This is a genomic window from Alterluteimonas muca (assembly GCF_021191595.1).
Lineage (GTDB): Bacteria > Pseudomonadota > Gammaproteobacteria > Xanthomonadales > Xanthomonadaceae > Luteimonas > Luteimonas muca.
Genome location: NZ_JAIWPS010000013.1, coordinates 1 through 18,919 on the forward strand (window position 1 = coordinate 1; position 18,919 = coordinate 18,919).

Here is an 18,919-nt window from a genome sequence, read left to right on the forward strand (position 1 = left end):
ATCTCCTTGCGGGTCCGCTTGCGCTTGCCCATGCCTTCGGCATCACCGAACGTCAGCTGCATCGATCGTCACCCTCATCGCGTTGCGCTATTGTCGCCCACGTCGGGGGAGTTGTTCAGAGTTTCCCTAGAGCCTCTCGCGTAGCCACATTACGTCGCTTTGCCGCCCACGGTGCAGGCTGCGATACTTCACGCCCGCCGCCCGATCGCCATTGCGGCAAGGCGTTACCGCCGTCGACCGCCGCGGCGCAACCGACCGACCATCCGGATATCGACAGCATGAACCGACTGACCCACCGTCTCGCCGCCGCCATCGCACTCACGCTGGGCGTCGCCGCCTGCGCCCCGACGACCCCCGTTGTCGAGGACGTGCCCGTGGAAGCCCTGCCGACGTTCGAGGTTCCGGCTCCGGCCACCGCGCAGCAGCGTGAGCTGGCAGGGCGGCAGGTCGAAGAACTCGATCGCATGCTTGCGCTCGACACGCGTTGCAATTGGCTCGACCCTGCCGCGCGCGCTGCGCTTGCGGCGACAGCGGAGGAGCGTCGCGCGTGGCTTGCCTGGCAGAACGGCGAACCGGCCGCTCCGCAACCTGCCGATGCGTCCTGCTCGAACAAGGAAGTTCGCACCGCGGTGGAATACGGTAGCTGGCAGATGCGGGTGACCTGGGCGCTGCGCGCGCACGCCCTGCTCGACCGTAGCGGAGCGACGAGCTGGCAGTCCGGGTTGAGCAGTGTGGAAGCGCAGCGTGCCGCGTTGCAGGAAGCGTCAGACGGGCTGGAAGCGCGTTATGCCGCGTCGATCCAGCAAGCACGGCCGGGAATTGAGAGCGAGGCACAACAGATGCTGGCCACGCGCTGCCAAGCGACCGCTTGCCCTACCCTTCCGCACGACCCGGCGTTTGCAGCGTATGCCGACGTATGGCTGAAACAGGCCGAAGCCTATGCCGTCGTTCTTGCAGGCATGGAAGACAAGCTCGGCGCCCCGCCGGCTGATGAGGACGCGGACACCGCGCCCTGAAGAAGCTCCCAAGCCTGGGCCGCCGCGACGCTGCCGGTGGCTCTGGGATAGACGTGAGCAGCGTTCGCTGATGGCAGCGCTTCCACCACATGGTCTGCCAGTAACCGCGACGTAGCCGTTCGCCAACGTTGTACACGTTTCACGCGGCACAGCGGCAGGTGATGAGATGGCACGCGGGTAATCGCGGGCAGGCCCGATAGGCGCCGACTGGCGCTCAAGCGTGCATACCGGCCATCCGTGCCCGGCGCGCCCCGCGGCTGTGTACTGCCGCCGGCGGGCGTCGGCTGCACCTGCTCCAGCCCGCCATGCCGCCCATTTTCGGATCATCTTCTGATCGCAGAACCCGATAGGGCTGGCATCCTGGTCCAGGAAGCATGCTGTTTCCAGGGCCCGACTGAACTCTGGACATTTAATGCAGGCACAAAAAAGCGGGGGGCTTTGCGCCCCCCGCTTCATCTCGCGCCGGTTGTCAGATAACAGCCGGTGAACTCACTTCTTACAGACGGGTGCTCGGGGTCAGCCACTCGTCGCCCTGCTCCTTCTCCGGGGTCAGGTTGGTGACCACGCCGGTGTCGAGGTTACGGTTCAGGGCCGAGGCCTTGAACGAATCGCACTCGGCGGTGACGCGCACGTACCAGCGGCCGGTGCCGTCGCCGAAGGAGCCGTTACCCTTCGAGGAACCGTTCTCCAGCTCATCGGAGTTGAAGTGCTGGGAAGCGTGCGGCGGCAGCGTGAAGGTGACCTCACCGCTCAGGCGGCCGGCGTCGTCCTTGGCATCAAGAGTGACCGGGCAGACGTCCGCAGTGTTGTTGGTGATGCGGAGGAACGACTGCGCACGGCTGTTGGCAGCCGGGTTGACGTTCTGGAACACCATCGTGCTGCCGTTGATCTGCAGCGGCGACAGGTTGACGCTGACGGCCGGCGGGTTGCGACGCTGGGTCGACAGCTGGTAGTCCACGTTGACAGTGGCCGACAGCGGCTGCGCCATCATCTCGTTGCTGCCGTTGGCACGCAGACAGACATACACCGTGCTTGCGCCCGGAGGCGCACCGGTCACAGCGGAGAACAGCGCGTTGCTGGCCGGAGCGCGGAACGCGATCGTGTCACCAGCGGCATTCACGGTGCCGTTGAGGCTGGTCGCGCCGTCGCAGGTCGCATCGGTGTTGAGGAACGCGTTGTCGTTACGGAACGCCGAGAGGTTCGTACCCTTGACGTCGATTGCGATCCGCGCGGTCGCGACGACGTTGTACTCCGGCGCGCTAGCAACCGCGTTGAAGTTGTTGACGTATTCCGTAGCGGTGGCACCAGCCCCCGTCACGGTCGCCTTGGCGATGTCGATCACGATCGAGCCGGGCGACCACAGGGTGTTCGGCACGCCGTTCGCGCCGCCAACGTCACCGTTCAGCGAGAAGCGGGTCTTGCGACCATACGCGCCGGCGCCGGTGCCGCCACCGGCGACGTCAATGCGTGCGGCGGTATTCGTCGCCGGGTTGGACTTGATGTCCAGGCCCCAGACCGAACGCGCGATCGTGGTGCCGGCAGCAAGGATCTGCTGGCCATCTGCGTTCTGCGCGGTGATTTCCGCACCGATGAAATCCTGCGTGAACAGACCCTGGACCAGGTTCGTCACCTGCAGGCTGTTCAGTGCAATCGCGTTGCCGGCCGCAACGTTGCCGGCGGCGGTAGCGGTGAACGTGAAATTCAGTTCCTGGCCCGAAGCCGAGTAGTAGGCGCCCGGCTGGATGGTGCCGCCGCCGAACTGGCTTCCGATGACGAAGCCGTTGACCAGAGTCTGCGCCGGAGCGTTCTGGTCGAAGCGGGCGCCGTTGGTCAGGGTGACCTTGACGGTGACAGTGCTGCCAGCGGTGACCGTAGCCATACGGTCAGCATCGGTGGGCTGAGCGGTCAGGGTGAGGTCGCGCGGGGTGTAGATGGTCGTGCCATCGTTGACGATCAGGTCCTTGGCGAACGTGATCTGCTTGCCAGCCGGGTAGCCGAGCGAGGCGGCCGAGGCGAGGCCCGGCAGGGCGACCGCGGCAGCCACTGCAGCGGCGAGCAGGGTCTTGTTGAACTTCGTCATCTGTAACTCCATTAGGTGTTGGCAACTAAACGTTTAGTTTGCAAGTAGCTCTTACCGGTTACCCGTTCTCCCCGGTACCGTCGGGCGAACCCTCTGGCAACCGGTTGCATCCTTGAAGCCTGGACAGACGACATGTCCCCCGGACCCCCCGAACCGCAAGCTACCGCCGAACGTTAACCAACCCTTAGTGCAGCGTCAAGCACGATCCCGCCTCTTCAGGATCAGGACTACCTGACTAGGAGACGGGCCTATTCATCATCATGGGACTGCTTACATCGTCACATGCGACGGAAAATTGACGCGCCCTTCACAGAAAAAGCAAGGGTTTTGGCCAATTTCGCCGACGTGCGGAGCAACGCGCTCAGCGCGTTAGCTGATGTCGTGCTAGACGGCGATATCGTTCGCGCTGGTGATGGCCAGGATGATCCCGATCATGATCACGCCAATCACCGAACCGATGAGCAAAATCGCCAGCGGCTCCAATAGCGCAAGGAACTGTTTCATGCGGGCGCGACCGGTGTTTTCGCACAGCCGTGCGAGTGACTGCAGCATGGCGGGCAACTCGCCCGAGCGTTCGCCCACTCGGATCAGGTTGTAGCCGGTGGCGGTGAGGGTGGCCTGCTCCTCCAGGGAGTCCGCAAGCGTCGCGCCGGCGCGGACGTTGCGCACCACGTCATCCAGGCGTGCGCGCCGGCCGGGCGCGCGCACGCCGGCCTGGGCGAGTGACAAGGCATCCAGCAGCGGCACCCGGTTGCCCAGCAGCGTGGCGAGGATGCGCGCCCACGCCGCGGTCTCGGCCTCCACCCGCCAGGCGCCGATGACCGGCAGCGATTCCATGCGCTCGTAACCCCTGGCCCGTGCCTGCGGATCCTGCAGCCAGCGCCAAGCTGCAGCGCCCGCCCCTGCCAGCAGCACCAATAGCACCCACCAGTATTCACGGGCGAACATGCCGGTACTGAGCACGGCCCACCCGAGCCATGGAAGCTCGTCCGCGCGCGTCAGCAGCGTGGCGAACTTGGGGACGACGAAGGTGAACATCAGGATGACGGCCCCGATGCCCGCGGTCACCAGCACCGCAGGGTATGTCAGCGCCTGGCGGATCTCAGACTGCACCTGCTGGTCGTATTCCATCTGGCTCACCGCATCCCGCAGCGCCTTGCCAAGCTGGCCGGATTTCTCACCGCTGAGCACCAGGGTCCCGACGTAGGGGGGCAACGGGAGGCCGGTGTCGAGCAACGCCTGCGAGAACGACTGACCCCGACGCAAAGCGGCCGAGATGGTCTCGAAGGCGGCGAGCAGGCGCGGATGGTGTGCCGACCGGGACTGCGCGCCGACCGCCTCGGCCAGGCCCACCCCGGACTCCAGCAGGGTGGAGAGTTCATGCAGCGCCAGGATGACGTCGCGACCGCGCATGCGGCGCTCGCGCAGGCCCCGCCTGCCCGGGAGGGCCTGGACCTTGTCCGGGCGCAGCGATACCACCGACAACCCCCGGCGCTCGAGCAGCCGCGCCGCTTCACGCTCGGTCGCGGCAGCGATGTCGCCCTCGAGCACCGCCCCTTCGGCGTTGATCGACTTGAACCGGAACCTCGCCATCAGACTGCCGTCACCCGCAGCACTTCATCCACCGTGGTCATGCCCTGCCAGGCCTTGAGCAGGCCGTCCTCGCGCAGGAAGCGGTAGCCGCGCTCGCGCGCCATGGCACGCAGCTGCTGGTGCGTTGCACCCGCGACCACCGACTGCTGCATGGCCTCGTCGACCGGCACCAGTTCGTAGATACCGACGCGGCCGCGATACCCCGTGCCCTGGCAGTGGGGGCAGCCGACGGCCTCCATCCACCTTGGCTCGGAGCCTGCGCCAAGGACGCGCCCGGCCCAGTGCGCGGCTTCCTCCATGATGGCCGGCAGCACGGATGCGCCCGGGCGGGCGCACTGGGCGCAAAGCCGCCGCACCAGCCGCTGCGCCTGCACCCCCTTCAGCGGGGTGGCGACCAGGAACGGCTCCACGCCCATGTCGATGAGACGGGTGAACGCACCCAGCGCGTCATTGGTATGCACGGTCGACAGCACCAGATGCCCGGTCAGCGCGGACTGGATGGCGATCTCGGCGGTCTCGCGGTCGCGGATCTCGCCCACCATGATCACGTCAGGGTCCTGGCGCAGGATGGACCGCAGCGCGGTCGCGAAGGTCAGCCCGATATCGGCATGGGCCTGGATCTGGGTGATGCCGGGGAGCTGGAATTCCACCGGGTCCTCGACGGTGATGATCTTCTTCAGCCCGTCGTTGCTGGCGGCCAGCGTGGCGTACAGGGTGGTCGACTTGCCCGAACCGGTCGGGCCGGTGACCAGCACGATGCCGTGAGCCTCCCGGCTCCATCCCTGCAGCATCTGCAGATGGTCGGCCTCCATGCCCAGCCGCTCCAGCGCGAGATCCTTGCGCTCCTTGGGCAGCAGGCGCAGCACGATCGATTCGCCGTGAACACCGGGCAGCGCGGAGGCGCGGATGTCCATCAGCTGGCCGCTGGCCCGCGTACTCAGGCGGCCGTCCTGCGGCAACCGGCGCTCCGCGATATCCATGCCGGAGATGAGCTTCAGGCGCGATGCCACGGCATTGAAGCGCTCGCGTGGCAGGCGCAGGCGGGCATACAGCACGCCATCGATCCGGAAGCGGACCACGAACTGGTGTTCTTCGGGCTCCAGGTGGATGTCCGAGGCGCGCTGCTCCACTGCCTGCGCCATCAGGTTGTTGACCAGCTCGACCACCGGCGCCTCTTCGGCCAGCTCGCGAAGGTGGCGAACATCGTCGCCGTCGTAGCGACCGCCCTCGCCCTGCTCCCTGATCAGCTGGTCAAGGGTGCGTTCCACCAGCTGGGCCGGCGCGAGCGCCGGGCGGATGTCGCGACCGGCATACAGATAGTCCAGTGCTTCGCGCAGCGAAGGATCAAGCGGATCCCGACCCGCACACCAGGCCTGGCCATCCGGGTCCTGCCACAGCAGCACTTCGCGGTCCTGCAGCCAGTCGAACCCCGGTTCACCCCCACCTTCGGGAAGCACCCATTCGCCGGGCGTCGCTGGCAGGGCGACGTCGCGCCCGACAACCGGCAGCGCCAGCTGGCTGGACAGTGCCTCGACCAGCTGGTCTTCCGACAACGCACCGATGCGCACCAGCAAGCTGCCCAGCCGCGCGCCCACGGAGCGCTGCAGTTCCAGCGCGCGCTCGAGATCGGAAGGCCGGATCGCCTCGCGGGCGAGCAGCAGCTCACCGAGCAGGGGGGGCGCATCCCCGATGGCAGGCTGGGCACTCATTACGGATCCGGCGGCATTTCGGGCGCGTATTGTGTCATGGCCTGACTGCAACCCCTCCCCGCACGCCTGCGCGCGGATAGAATGGGCGGGTCCCGTCCTGGATCTCCGACATGCGTATGCGCCGCCATCCCTCCAAGCCCCGCCTGGCGCGCGGGTTCACCCTGCTCGAGATGATCGTGGTCCTCGTGATCATCGGCCTCATCATGGGCCTGGTCGGGCCGCGGCTCTTCAGCCAGGCCGACCGCGCCAAGGTGCAGACCGCGGAGACCCAGGTGCGGATGCTGCGCGGGGCTCTGGAAACGATGCGCCTGGACATCGGCCGGGTGCCGACGCAGGAGGAAGGCCTCCGGCTGCTGACGGAACGCCCGACAGACCCTGCGATGGCGCAGCGCTGGCAGGGTCCTTATCTGGAAGACGGCGTGCCGCAGGATCCATGGGGCAATGCGTACCAGTACTCGCCCAGGCCGTCCGGGCACCATTCCTTCACCCTGTACTCGTTCGGTGCCGACGGCCAGCGCGGTGGCGAGGGCCACGACGCCGATGTCGGTCAACTGCCGGATTCGTGAGTCGCGTGCGGGGCTACACCCTGCTGGAAATCCTCGTGGTGGTTGCCCTGCTCGCGCTGGCGACGTCGCTGGTGGCCCCGGCGGGCTACCGGATGATCACCAGCTGGCGCGAAGCCGGTGAGGTGGACGAGGTGCTGCAGTCCATCAGCGCGCTGCCGCTGCGCGCGCGCGCGGCCGGACGCGAACTTGTCTTGCCGGACCCTACGACCCCGGACCCCGCAACACCGGATGCGGCGCACGTCGAGCTGCCCGACGGCTGGCGCCTCGAAATGCACTCACCACTGACGGTGCGCGCAAACGGTGCGTGTTCGGATGCCTCGGGCATCCTGCATACCACACGCCAGCTCATCGATTTCCGTGTGGCAGCACCGTTCTGCGCGGTGCGCCGCGTTGCTGCGGACGGCCAGTGACGGTGCGCGCCTGCCGACCGCCCGTACGTGCGCGCGCGACCGGGTTCACCCTGCTGGAAGCCATCGTGGCGATGGTGGTCATGGCCACGTCGCTGCTGGCGCTCTACAGCTGGCTGTCCACATCCACCTTCGCACTGACCCGGGCGCAGGCACAGGCGCGGTCGCTCGAGGACGCCCGCACCGCACTGGCACTGGTCGAGGACATCAATCCTTTCGAACACCCCAGGGGTGAGCGCGACATCGGGCCGTTGCGGGTGCGCTGGCAGGCCACGGAACTGACGGAGCGTCGGCCAGGGCTGAGCAGCGTCGGGTTTCCCACCCAGTTCGACTTCATCCTCTACGACGTCGAGGTGGAGGCCCTGCGCGACGAGCGCGTGGTACGGACCTTCAACTTCCGAAAGGCCGGATGGGAGATCACCCGCCCCATCAACCTGGAAGAAGAATGAGCAGGTCCAGTGAGTCCGGCATGACCCTGCTGGAAATGCTGGTGGTACTGGTCATCGCCAGCATGGCCCTGGCGCTCGGGTTCCAGTCACTGGGGCAATGGCGACGCGCAAATGCCGCCATCGAGACCCTGACCCTGCAGGGCCGGCAGATGATGCTGTCGCGCAGCTGGCTGGAATCGTCAGTCCGGGGGCTGCACCCGGTGGAGGACACGCCCTTCGCGGGCCAAGGGGAGCAGTGGACAGGTGTGACACTGCAACCGGTGCTCGCAACACAGGGTGGCGCCACCGCGGTGAGCTGGCGGATCGAACGCGGGGCGGGTGGCGTGGTGGTCCTGTCGTTGGAGGAAGGGAGCCAGGCGCTGGAGCTGCCTCTGGGTGAAGTCGCCGACGCCCGATTCGAGTATCTCGACCCGGAAGGTGGCCTGCACCCGCAATGGCCACCCGCGCTGGGCCTCAACGACCACCTGCCGGCCGCCGTGGGTCTGGTTCTTGAAGGCGCACCTGGGGATCAGCGGGTCTGGCTGGCCCCGGTGATCGGCATGCGCAATCCGGTTCCGGTGATGTATGAACCCGAGACGGATTAGTCCGAAGCGGCGCCGCCAGTCAGAAGGCGGCTTCGTACTCGTGATCGTGCTGGCGCTGGTCGTGGTGCTGACCGTACTCGCGTCGGCGGTTGCCACGTCCGGGCGGCGCGCAGTGGAAGAAGCCCAGGTCGAGATCGAGCGCTTCGAGGGCGATCTCGATATGCGCTCCACGCAGGAGACGCTGCTGTTCATGCTCTCCACCCATCGGCGAAACATTGCCGGCCTTGCGGCGCTCCCATCGCCTGCTGCAACGGCTGCAATGCTCGATGACGATACGGATGGCGCAAGTGCGTTACCCTCGGGCAACGACATCCGGCTCGATGGGACCAGCTATCGGGGCCTCGGAAGCGCGGCGTTCGCCCTGCAGGACGATGCAGGCCTGCTGAGCCCGAACTGGGCTTCGCCTGCACTGCTCGAGGCCTTCTACTCCAAGCTGGGGGTGCCACCCGAACAGTGGTCCGGCCTGGAAGCCAAACGGCTCGACTATCAGGATCCCGACTCACTCCACCGCCTGGACGGGGCCGAAGCGGAGCATTACGAGAAGGCTGGCCGCCCGCCGCCGCCCAACCGGGCCGTTGCCACGCCCCTGGAGTTCCGGCGCATCCTGCAATGGGATGACGCGCTTGCGTCCCTGGACGATGACCGGCTTCTGGGCATTCTTTCCGCGCACCGCGGTGGCACCATCAACCTCAACAGTGCTCCCGCAAGCGTGCTGGCGCTGATCCCGGGCATGGACGAGGCCAGCGCACAGCGACTGGTTTCATACCGGGTGCACTCCCCGATCGTCTCCGTTTGGCAGGTGCGGGAATTGTTCCCCATCCCGCCTTTCATGGAGGACAACGTCACCCTCTTTCCAAACCGGGCCGGCAACCTTATCCTGTGGGATCGTCGTCGAGGCGTTAAGAGACTCGTTCACTGGAGCCTGACGCCTTACGCCATCGGTGGTCCGCCCTGGCAAATCGACTACGAGGTCATCCTCGCGCGTGAGAATCAATCGGACGATGCCCTGGGTGAAGCGCCTTCAACGCCGCTTTTCACCCCGCCGGATCCTGCTGGGAAAAGATTCGAACCTGACGCTGGAGAGTGAAGGCAGTGATGCCCTCGTCTGCCTCGTCGGGCGGGCACTCTGCCTGTTCGTGCACGTGGATGCCAGCCGGGTTCCGGAGAAGCAGCAGCGCGATTTCGTCGGCCTGGCCGTACGGCGTGCCGCGCCGTTCCCGGACCCGGAGTTTGGCGTTGCCTGGGGGCCCGATGGCCGGGCCGCAGTGTGGTACTGGTCGCGATCGAGGGTCGAGGAACTGCTGTCGTCAAGGCAGGTGCGCGCGGGCAAGGTCCGCTTCGAGCCCGAACCCCTGTATGTCAGAAGTCCCCATACCACCGGGGCCGGGCTTCTCGCGCTTCACGAAGGTTTCGAGGGGCGCGTCTGGCACGAAGGATCGCTGACCGCCAGTCGATGGTGGCCCACGTTACCCACCGCCGAGCAATGGCACAGCTATGTCCGCGCCGCAGGGCAGGTATCCCCGGGGATGGGCGCGCCCGCGGCAGTGGAGTCGAGTACGCAGGCCAGGCCTTGGGGCGCTCGGACCGGCACGGGGCGCGCGTCGTTGCAGCTCTCCGGACTGGAGCGGCATCTACCCACTGCCGCTCTCGCGGCAGCCTTGCTGGTGGTTACCATTGCGGCAGTACAGACGGGCAGTCTGCTGAGGAGTCACCTGGACACCTTGCAGGCCGAGCGCGCAGCGGAGCAGCTCGACGATCCGCTCAAGCGGATCCTTGCGGCGCGCGAAGCCGCTGACGGCCATCGGGTTGCCATCGACCAGCTGATCGCCCTGCGCGCTCCCCGCTCGCTCATCGAGCTGCTGGCCGAAGCCGCCCGGCTTGTTCCCGGCGATGCGCACATCTCTCAGTGGAGCCAGCCGGTGCCGGAACGCGTGGAGATCACATTGTCAGGAGCAACCGCGGATCCGCAGTCCCTGGTCGAAACCTGGGAAGCCTCGCCCTATTTCGAAGGAGTTACCACTGATGTCGGGCGTGGTGGCGAGATCGTTATCCGCGCGCTTATCACGCCCGCGCTGCCGCCGACTGGTGCCACGTGAATCGAGCCCAGCTGACTGCCAAGCTTCGCGATCAGCTCAACGCGACCCCCTGGTTGCGATGGGCATTGTTGTTGATCGGCGTTCTCGCTGCCGTCCTTGGCTTGCAGGGACTCGAGAGTCTGCGATCGCGCGCGCAGGACATGTCCATCGAGCAGGAGGCGCGTCTGCGCCAGATCCGTTCATTGCAGGGCCAGGACGTCTGGATCGCGCGCCAGCGCGAGTCGGCGGAGCTGCACGAAAGCCTTCTGGCGGAGATTCCATCGGCCCCCACCAGCGGCGTTGCGCAGGCCGCCGTGCAGGGCTGGCTTGCCGGGCTGGGCAACAGCATCGCCGACACCGAAAGCGTTCGCATTTCCGTGGAGGGCGCGGCCCCGGTGGAATCGATGCCAGGCCTGTTCCGGATTCGCGCCACCCTGCGCGCCGGGATGACGGCACGCGAGGCCCTCAATGTGGCACGACAGATCGAGAGCAGTGCCAATCTCGTCGTGATCGAGAGCGCGGAGATTCGCAGTGACGTCAATCAGCTGGCGAGCTTTGGCGTCAATGCGTTCTACCGGATTGCGCCGGCTGACCAGCAGGCAACGCAATGAGGCGTGTGTACCTTGTCGTGGCAGCTTGCATCATAGGAGGCCTTATCATTGGTGCCTCGTGGCCACCGCCGCCCATCCCGCGTCAACGTGACGATGTGGGCCAATGGTCGCTCCCCCCGCGCGAGCAGATCGCCCGCTTCTCCTCCGACGCGTTCACCGAGGCAGAGAAATTGCGATGGCGGGCGGACGCATCGGAGGGTGGGGACGCACCGTCTGCAGCCGTGGCATGGCAGTTTGCCGGGCTGACCGAAGCCGGACGTACGCAGGCACTGGTGATTGAAGCGGGGACCAGGCAGGCGCGCCGCCTCGTCGCCGGGGAATTGCTGCCTGATGGAAGCAGGCTGGTCAGCATCGACCGCGACACAATCACAGTTGACCTTGAAGGCTGCACACGCGTTTACCAGATGCACCGCAAGCAACCCATCCGCTCGTCGGGCTCGTGTGATGTCACGCCAGCTGCTTCGGAATAAGAGAGCTCCATGACCTTTTATCGCCCAACCATCGGCATCGCGTTTGCCGTTACGCTCCTGGCGGCCTGCGCAAGCCCACACGAACGGACCCGCGCACCAGCTCCGCTCGCTGTTCCAGCGAAGCCGCAGTATGTCCAGGCCGACCCCATCGTGGACAACAGCGCACAGCCCACGGATCTGGTCCAGAGCGCCACGCCGCGCGTGGACATGCCCAGCAGTGCAAGCGTTTCACTGGGTTCCGGCGAGATGTTGCCCCCGATGCCCGACACGCCCGTACGAATCAACGTACAGGACTTGCCGATCACCGTTCTGGCGAACGAGGTGTTCAACAATATCCTCGGCCTGAACCTCAACATCGACCCACAGGTAGCGCAACTTCAGGAGCTGGTGACGCTCAACACCCAGGAGAACCTGCGGCCGATCGAACTGTTCCGCCTCACACGACAGGTGCTGGCGGAATATGGGGTGTCCGTGGAGTTCGAGGGTGGCCTGGTGCAGTTGCGGATGGCGGCGCAGGGCACGTCCGCGACCCCCCCTTTGGTTGTCAGCGGTCGCGCATTACCAAGTGTTCCCACTTCCCATCGGCCCGTGTTCCAGCTGATCGAGCTTGAGGTGGTCCGTAGCGGTGACGCTGTTCGCTGGTTGACGACATTGTTCGGCCAGGAGTTGCGCATCACCGAGGAGACCGCGCGCAATGCGATCCTGCTGCAGGGGCGCCCGAGCCAGGTGCGTCAGGCAATCGAAGCACTTCGTGTCTTTGACAGGCCGCTGATGCGGGGTCGGGTCAGCACACGGCTCGAGCCTGTCTTCATGACGGCTGACGAACTTTCAAACCGGCTCACTGAAGTCCTCAATCTCCAGGGGTACAGCGCAAACCGTAGCGCCGGTTCGCCCGCAAGCGTGATCGTGCTGCCGATCGCTGCAGCGAATTCCGTCATCGTGTTCGCGACCAGCCAGGACACGTTGAATTACGCGGTCTCGTGGGCACGCGAACTCGATCGGCCGAGCCAGCACGCCGGTTCCGAATCAATGTTCTATTACCAGGTGAGAAACACGAAGGCGATCGACATTGCCAGTGTGCTTACCAACAGCCTTCAGGGGACCACCGCCAACACTCCGGCCGCTACGGCGGAGGCAGGGACTGCTGGCGGAGCGCCCAGCCAGGGTGCAGCCGCAGTTCGCACGGCACCGGGCTCGTCGATCCTCGTCGACGAGCCACGCAATGCGCTCATCTTCCAGGGTGATCCCGCGCAATGGGAACGGATGCTCGGCTTGATCCGCCAGATGGACCGCGCGCCTCGCCAGGTCATGATCGAAGTCACGATCGCGGAGGTCACGCTCAATGACGATCTCGAGTACGGCCTGAGCTGGTTCGCCAAGAATGGCTGGGGGCGCTTCGACGGCAGCATCTACAGCGGTAGCGGCTCCGGCGGAAACAACCCGGGACCATCAGGTGGGCTGACCTACCTGGTTGATGTTGCAGGTCAGAACCGGCTTGCATTGACGGCGCTCGCATCCGACAACCGTGTCAGCATCCTTTCCACGCCGAGGCTGCTGGTAAAAAGCGGCAGCGAGGCGAGCATCGACGTCGGCACGGAAGTTCCGACAGTCACAATGACCACGACCTCGAACCAGCAGACGGATGGCAACACCAACCTGCTGCAGTCGATCCAGTACCGGAAGACGGGCGTAATTCTCAATATCAAGCCGACGGTCTATTCGGATGACCGGATCGACCTGGAGATCAGCCAGGAAGTCAGCGAGGCGCTTCCGTTGAACTCCGACTCAACGGCCGGATCGCCGTCGATTTTCAATCGCAGCCTCAACACTTCCCTCAGCCTTCGGGATGGCGGGTCCGTGGTGATGGCCGGCCTGATATCGACGAGCAACACCAATACCGAGAGCGGAATACCGTTCATCAAGGATGTTCCCGTCCTCGGCAATCTTTTCAAAAGTCAGACCGTGAAGCAGGCAAAGACCGAGCTCGTGCTCCTGATCATTCCGTACATCGTGGAATCACAGGATCAGGCAACCGAGCTCAGCCGAGTGGTCGCCGACCGCTTCGATCTGCTGGATCTGGAAGAGGCGTTGCCGGTACAACCGCCAGGCCCGGTACTGCCCCCTCAGCGTCCCCCTGCGCCGTTGCTGCTTTCCCCTCCCATTTCTGATTGACGCGGAGTATCCAATGAAGCCCAACGCTCCAACGAAAATGACAGCCTTCCTCGCGCTTGCCGTGCTGCTCGCCAGCTGTGCGCGCCGGGAAGCCGATACCGACGCGGATGGCGACCAGACCGCCACTGCGTCGAGCGCGGATCAGACGGTGCCGGCCCAGGTGGCGAACTCCCCTGCGGGCCCGCCGCCCGAGGTGACTGGAGTCAAGATCGAGGTGACGCTGACCCCCGACGCGGAGCAGGCACTGGCCAGCGCAGGGGAAAAGGTGCGCGTCGAGGTGATTCTTGGCGGTGATCCTGCTCCGGGCTCCTCGGCTCCGACCAATGAATTCGGACTCGTCGAACTGTTGAAGGACGTGCACGAGCTCGATGGCTCGGGCACGTTGCAGTTCGCCGAAGAGGATGTGGACCAGAGCAGGCTGGATGAGATCGTCGGGCAACCCCAGCTCATGGTGAACGCCATGTCGGCGATGAAGAGCTCGAGCACGAACATGCTCGCCTGCGCTTTCTATTGGGACACATTGAGCAAGGCAGGCCGGGAAGGCGTGCGGATCGAATGTCCTCTGACGCGGTAGAAAACGGCGCGTTGGACCGTTCGTAAAGGTCGAAAGCCCCGGTTACCCGGGGCTTTTCTGTTATCGCAGGGCTGCGTCGAGATCGGAAGTCAGATCGGCCGCGGCCTCCACCCCCACACTCAACCGCACCAGGTCATCCGTGATGCCCAGCGTCGCGCGACGCTCCACCGGCACGGAGGCATGCGTCATCACCGAGGGGTGGTTGACCAGGCTCTCCACGCCGCCCAGCGACTCGGCCAGGGTGAACAGCTGCGTGCGCTCGCAGAACCGCTTCGCCGCCTCGTAGCCGCCCTTGACGCGCACCGAGACGATGCCGCCGAAGCCATCCATCTGCTTCTTTGCCAGCTCGTGCTGCGGATGCGCAATGAGGCCGGGATAGATCACCCGCTCGACCGCGGCATGGCCCTGCAGGAACTCGGCGATCGCCTGGGCGTTCCCGCAGTGGGCCTTCATGCGCAGGTGCAGGGTCTTGAGGCCGCGCAGGGCGAGGAAGCTGTCGAACGGGCCCTGCACGCCGCCGATGGAGTTCTGCAGGAACGCCAGCTGCTCGGCGAGCTCGGCGTTGTCACCGACCACCACCATGCCACCGACCATGTCGGAGTGGCCGTTGAGGTATTTGGTCGCCGAGTGCAGTACGAGGTCGGCACCCAGTGCGAGCGGGCGCTGCAGGATCGGCGATGCGAACGTGTTGTCGACCACCACCATGAGGCCGCGCTTGTGGGCGATCGCGGCGACCTGCTCGATGTCGACCAGCTTCAGCATCGGGTTGGTCGGGGTTTCGATCCAGACGATCCGGGTTTCGGGGCGGATCGCCGCCTCGAATGCGTCGGTGTCGCTGAGGTCGACCCAGCTCACTTCCAGGCCGGCGGTGCGGCGGCGGACGCGCTCGAACAGGCGATAGGTGCCGCCGTAGACGTCGTCCATGGCGATGATGTGGCTGCCGGCGTCCAGCAGTTCCAGCACGGTCGATGACGCAGCGAGACCCGAGGCGAACGCGAAGCCGCGGCTGCCACCCTCGAGCGAGGCCACGCCGCGCTCATAGGCGAAACGCGTGGGGTTGTGCGTGCGCGAGTACTCGAAGCCCTGGTGTTCGCCGGGGCTCGACTGCGCATAGGTCGACGTGGCGTAGATCGGCGTCATCACCGCGCCAGTCGACGGATCCGGATGCTGCCCGCCATGGATGGCCAGGGTCGCGAGCGAAAGCGCGCGCTCGTCATGCGCGGGGGAGTTGTCGGACATCGGGGGACTCCGTAAAAGTGGCCCGATTCTAGCAGCGAGGGCTGAATCTTCGGTTCAGTGGTCGGGGCGGAGCGCCCCCGTCGGGCCCTTTGGGATACCTCGACGCGCCACATCGAAGTCGCTCGCCTTGCAGGCGGCTCCGCCGTCCAGATCGGCGGTCTGCCGATCTGTCTCCCGCAAGCGCGGACGCGAGGACACCCTCATCCGGCCCTTCGGGCCCCCTTCTCCCGCATGCGGGAGAAGGGGGCGCTATGAGCTACTGCACCCGCCGCCGCAGATAGTTCAGCAGGTCGATGCGCGTGATCAGCCCCAGGAACTTCTCCCCATCGACGACGATCGCCACCTGCCCACGGTCGAACACCGGCAGCAGCGCCTCGATCGACGACTTCACGTCCAGCCGGTCGAGCTTGCTGACCATCGCGGTGGACACCGGGTCGCGGAAGCGGGCCTGGTCGCCGTAGACGTGCAGCAGCACGTCGGATTCGTCGACGATGCCGACCAGGCGGTCGCCGTCCATCACCGGCAGCTGCGAGACGTCGTAGAGCTTCATCCGCTGGTAGGCGGTGACCAGCAGGTCGGTCGGCGCCACCACCACGGTGTCGCGCTGTGCATACGGGCGCAGGATCAGGTCGCGCAGGTCGCCGTGCTGCTCGCGCTCGAGGAAGCCGTTGTCGAGCATCCAGTAGTCGTTGTACATCTTCGACAGGTACTTGTTGCCCGTGTCGCAGACGAACACCAGCACCTTCTTCGGCGTGGCCTGCTCGCGGCAGTACTTCAGCGCTGCGGCCAGCAGGGTGCCGGTGGACGAGCCGCCGAGGATGCCCTCCTTCGCCAGCAGCTCGCGCGCGGTGAGGAAACTCTCGCGGTCACTGATGGCGTAGGCCTTCTTCACCCGCGAGAAGTCCGAGATCGACGGCAGGAAGTCCTCGCCGATGCCCTCGACCATCCAGCTGGCGGACTTGTCGCTGAGCGTGCCCTCGTTGATGTATTCGGTGAGGATCGAGCCGACCGGGTCGGCGAGGATCATCTCCACATCGGGCGCGTGCTCGGCAAAGCAGCGCGACAGGCCGGTCATGGTGCCGGAGCTGCCGCAGCCGAACACGATCGCATCCAGCCCGCCGACCTCGGCCATCTGCCGCAGGATCTCGGGCCCGGTGCCGTGCTCGTGCGCGGCCGGGTTGTCGGGGTTGCCGAACTGGTTGATGAAGTACGCGCCCGGGGTCTCGGCGGCGATGCGCGCGGCCAGGTCCTGGTAGTAGTCCGGGTGGCCCTTGGCGACGTCCGAGCGGGTCAGCACAACCTCGGCGCCCATCGCCTTGAGGTTGAAAATCTTCTCGCGGCTCATCTTGTCCGGCACCACCAGCACCAGGCGGTAGCCCTTCTGCTGCGCTACCAGCGCCAGGCCAATGCCGGTGTTGCCGGCAGTACCCTCGACCAGGGTGTCACCGGGCCTGATGTCGCCGCGCGCCTCGGCAGCCTCGATCATGCGCAGGCCGATGCGGTCCTTGATGGAGCCGCCCGGGTTCTGGTTCTCGAGCTTGAAGTAGAGCTCGCACATGCCGGTGTCGAGGCGCTGGGCGCGGACGATCGGCGTGTCGGCGATGAGTTCGAGGACGGAGGCGTGGATGGGCATCGGGATCGCAGGCTTGAGCGGACCGCCGATTATCGCATCCCCGCTCCCCGATACCCCGCGGACGGCCCCGGCCGACGAGGGAACCGGGGACGCCCGCGGGTTGGGACACGATCAGTGGTTCTGCAGGCTGTCGTACATCTGGACCAGTCGGTCCTTGGCCTGGAGTTTTTCGCGCTTCATCTGCGCCAGGGTCGTTTCATCGATCGGCAGCACGCCGAGTTCGGCATCCATGACTTTCTTGTCCAGTTCCTTGTGGTGGTGGTACAGGCGCCGGAATTCGGGGTTGGCCTGGAACACCGCTTCGATTTCGGCCTGGGGTTGCCCTTCGAACATGATGGAAGCCTCCTGTCAGCAGCTCTGTTGCACAGACAGGAACGCCCCGGGAGATACCGGGGCGTTCCAGGGGGTCAGGCCATGCGCGGTACGCCCTGCCATCCGGCCGCGCAGCACCGCGGTCGGGCGGGCTGACGCGGCTTCGGCAATGTGCACATACGACATATGCAGTGGCCTGGATGGCGGTGCCGCGATGGCACCGCTTCGATCCGACCCTACTCCTCGGCCACCGGACCGGCAAGCGCCCAAGCGACCGTGTTGCGGGACCGGTCAGATGGGGTGACGTGTCACCAGCCGGGCGATTACCGCATCACTGCGCGACCGCGCCCCATTCACCCAAGCCCTTGATTTTATTGAACCCCGTCTGAGCACGCGGCTCAGGCCGAAGGCGGACTCAGTCGATGTCCTGTTCGGCCTGTCGCATCAGCTCGGCTTCGCGGCGGGCCAGTTCGGCGTCGCGCGCACGCGCGGCCCGCAGCTTCGCGGCCTGGTCGCTGGCCACGCCTTCCAGCACCGTCTCCGCCTGCTGCCGGGCGGTGAATTCGGAATCCGCGGCGGCACGCAGGCGCGCGGCCTCCTCGGCCTGGATCTGTGCCTGGATGCGCAGCCGCTCGGCTTCGGCGCGCGCGCGGGCGGCTTCCTGACGGCTGGCTTCGACCAGCAGATCGGCGCGGGTGCGGTCGAGACGGTCGATTTCGCGGCGCAACGCTTCGGTACGCGCCGCGGTCTCGGCAGTGTCCACCCGCCAGCCGGCCACCTGGCGCAGCGCGTCGCGGTCACGCGCGCGCGCATTGGCGTAGGCGTCGATGGCCTGCCGCGCCTGCAGGCGCTCCAGCTGCGCGAAGCCGCTGGTGGCGGGGTCGGCCTCGAGCGCCTGCAGGCGGCGGCCGAGGATGTCGGTCTCGTCGATCGCCTGGGCGCAGGCCGGCCCAGCGAAGGCGACCGCCAGCAGGAAGAGCGGCAACGCGATCACGGTGGCTTTCATGTTCATTCCTCGTCGATCTGCAGCTGACGGCGCAGGTCGGTGATCTGTGCGCGGTGGCGGGCGAGTTCGGACTGCGCAACCGCCTCGCGGCTGCGGGCCGCGGCCAGGTCGGCGAGCGCGGCCGCGGACAGCGCCGCCGAACGCGCCTCGGCATCGCGGCCGGCGGCGAGCGCGGACTGCGCCTGCGCCAGCAGTGCGCGCGCCTGCTCGATGTCCTGGAAGGCGTACTGGTCGGCATCGGCACCGGCGGCACGGCTCACCGCCTGCTGCGCGGTCGAGACCTCCGACGTGGGCGGCGGAACGGTGGCGCAAGCTGTGAGCGCCAGCACGCTTGCCAGTGCGCAGGCCTGCAGGAACCGTGGGAAGTGTGCGAAAGTGGACATCGGGCCGCGCCGGAAGGGGAACCTGCGGCCAATTGTCTGC

19 protein-coding genes are annotated in these 18,919 nt (G+C 66.3%); 11 read left to right on the forward strand and 8 right to left on the reverse strand.

Annotated elements, in window-relative coordinates:
- Positions 1-278 precede the first annotated feature (278 nt).
- The gene (locus LDO11_RS13655) at positions 279-1,016 is read left to right on the forward strand and encodes a hypothetical protein (protein WP_232142027.1); all 738 of its coding nucleotides are present in this window, start codon (positions 279-281) and stop codon (positions 1,014-1,016) included.
- Between the two features lie 496 nt (positions 1,017-1,512).
- On the opposite strand, the gene LDO11_RS13660 is transcribed toward LDO11_RS13655, so the two are convergent.
- The 3 genes from LDO11_RS13660 to LDO11_RS13670 form a co-directional block, all read right to left on the reverse strand.
- Complete coding sequence (locus LDO11_RS13660; protein ID WP_232142028.1) at positions 1,513-3,096, reverse strand: hypothetical protein; 1,584 nt, start codon at positions 3,094-3,096, stop codon at positions 1,513-1,515.
- Positions 3,097-3,480: 384 nt separating this feature from the next.
- Positions 3,481-4,689, reverse strand: coding sequence for a type II secretion system F family protein (locus tag LDO11_RS13665; RefSeq protein ID WP_494337146.1), 1,209 nt, complete (start codon positions 4,687-4,689; stop codon positions 3,481-3,483).
- Positions 4,689-6,398, reverse strand: a complete 1,710-nt coding sequence (locus tag LDO11_RS13670) for a GspE/PulE family protein (protein WP_129135118.1) — start codon at positions 6,396-6,398, stop codon at positions 4,689-4,691. Before LDO11_RS13670 ends, LDO11_RS13665 begins: the two co-directional genes overlap by 1 nt.
- 110 nt (positions 6,399-6,508) lie before the next feature.
- On the opposite strand from LDO11_RS13670, the gene gspG reads away from it, so the two are divergent.
- From gspG to LDO11_RS13720, 10 genes are read left to right on the forward strand one after another with little or no spacing between them, the layout of a single operon-like run.
- Positions 6,509-6,964: a type II secretion system major pseudopilin GspG gene (gene gspG, locus LDO11_RS13675; protein ID WP_206733354.1), complete on the forward strand. Its 456-nt coding sequence runs from the start codon at positions 6,509-6,511 to the stop codon at positions 6,962-6,964.
- Positions 6,965-6,969: 5 nt separating this feature from the next.
- Positions 6,970-7,374 carry a prepilin-type N-terminal cleavage/methylation domain-containing protein gene (locus LDO11_RS13680; protein ID WP_232142030.1) on the forward strand — a complete coding sequence of 135 codons (405 nt, stop codon included), beginning with the start codon at positions 6,970-6,972 and terminating at the stop codon, positions 7,372-7,374.
- Between the two features lie 2 nt (positions 7,375-7,376).
- Positions 7,377-7,820: a PulJ/GspJ family protein gene (locus tag LDO11_RS13685; protein WP_232142031.1), complete on the forward strand. Its 444-nt coding sequence runs from the start codon at positions 7,377-7,379 to the stop codon at positions 7,818-7,820.
- Positions 7,817-8,404 carry a type II secretion system protein gene (locus tag LDO11_RS13690; RefSeq protein WP_255683495.1) on the forward strand — a complete coding sequence of 196 codons (588 nt, stop codon included), beginning with the start codon at positions 7,817-7,819 and terminating at the stop codon, positions 8,402-8,404. Before LDO11_RS13685 ends, LDO11_RS13690 begins: the two co-directional genes overlap by 4 nt.
- 40 nt (positions 8,405-8,444) lie before the next feature.
- The gene (locus LDO11_RS13695; protein WP_232142033.1) at positions 8,445-9,491 is read left to right on the forward strand and encodes a type II secretion system protein GspK; all 1,047 of its coding nucleotides are present in this window, start codon (positions 8,445-8,447) and stop codon (positions 9,489-9,491) included.
- Entirely contained in the window at positions 9,406-10,500 is a 1,095-nt protein-coding gene (locus LDO11_RS13700; RefSeq protein ID WP_232142034.1) for a hypothetical protein, read from the forward strand. The genes LDO11_RS13695 and LDO11_RS13700 overlap by 86 nt, the downstream gene beginning before the upstream one ends.
- Entirely contained in the window at positions 10,497-11,090 is a 594-nt protein-coding gene (locus LDO11_RS13705; RefSeq protein ID WP_232142035.1) for a hypothetical protein, read from the forward strand. Before LDO11_RS13700 ends, LDO11_RS13705 begins: the two co-directional genes overlap by 4 nt.
- Positions 11,087-11,560 carry a hypothetical protein gene (locus LDO11_RS13710; protein ID WP_232142036.1) on the forward strand — a complete coding sequence of 158 codons (474 nt, stop codon included), beginning with the start codon at positions 11,087-11,089 and terminating at the stop codon, positions 11,558-11,560. Before LDO11_RS13705 ends, LDO11_RS13710 begins: the two co-directional genes overlap by 4 nt.
- 9 nt (positions 11,561-11,569) lie before the next feature.
- Positions 11,570-13,732, forward strand: coding sequence for a secretin GspD/PilQ domain-containing protein (locus tag LDO11_RS13715; RefSeq protein WP_232142037.1), 2,163 nt, complete (start codon positions 11,570-11,572; stop codon positions 13,730-13,732).
- A 13-nt stretch (positions 13,733-13,745) separates the two neighbouring features.
- Positions 13,746-14,306 carry a hypothetical protein gene (locus tag LDO11_RS13720; RefSeq protein ID WP_232142038.1) on the forward strand — a complete coding sequence of 187 codons (561 nt, stop codon included), beginning with the start codon at positions 13,746-13,748 and terminating at the stop codon, positions 14,304-14,306.
- A gap of 60 nt (positions 14,307-14,366) precedes the next feature.
- Here LDO11_RS13720 and LDO11_RS13725 read toward each other — a convergent pair whose 3' ends face one another.
- The 5 genes from LDO11_RS13725 to LDO11_RS13745 all read right to left on the reverse strand — a co-directional run bounded on the left by LDO11_RS13725 (position 14,367) and on the right by LDO11_RS13745 (position 18,879).
- Positions 14,367-15,545 carry a cystathionine gamma-synthase gene (locus tag LDO11_RS13725; RefSeq protein WP_232142039.1) on the reverse strand — a complete coding sequence of 393 codons (1,179 nt, stop codon included), beginning with the start codon at positions 15,543-15,545 and terminating at the stop codon, positions 14,367-14,369.
- A gap of 256 nt (positions 15,546-15,801) precedes the next feature.
- On the reverse strand, positions 15,802-17,178 hold the full coding sequence (locus tag LDO11_RS13730; protein WP_232142040.1) for a pyridoxal-phosphate dependent enzyme: 1,377 nt from the start codon (positions 17,176-17,178) through the stop codon (positions 15,802-15,804).
- A gap of 111 nt (positions 17,179-17,289) precedes the next feature.
- A complete protein-coding gene (locus LDO11_RS13735) occupies positions 17,290-17,511 on the reverse strand; it encodes an HP1242/YdcH family protein (RefSeq protein WP_129135106.1) in 222 nt (73 codons plus the stop codon).
- A 394-nt stretch (positions 17,512-17,905) separates the two neighbouring features.
- Positions 17,906-18,496 carry a hypothetical protein gene (locus LDO11_RS13740; RefSeq protein ID WP_232142041.1) on the reverse strand — a complete coding sequence of 197 codons (591 nt, stop codon included), beginning with the start codon at positions 18,494-18,496 and terminating at the stop codon, positions 17,906-17,908.
- Between the two features lie 2 nt (positions 18,497-18,498).
- Entirely contained in the window at positions 18,499-18,879 is a 381-nt protein-coding gene (locus LDO11_RS13745; protein ID WP_129135104.1) for a DUF4398 domain-containing protein, read from the reverse strand.
- Between the last annotated feature and the right edge of the window lie 40 nt (positions 18,880-18,919).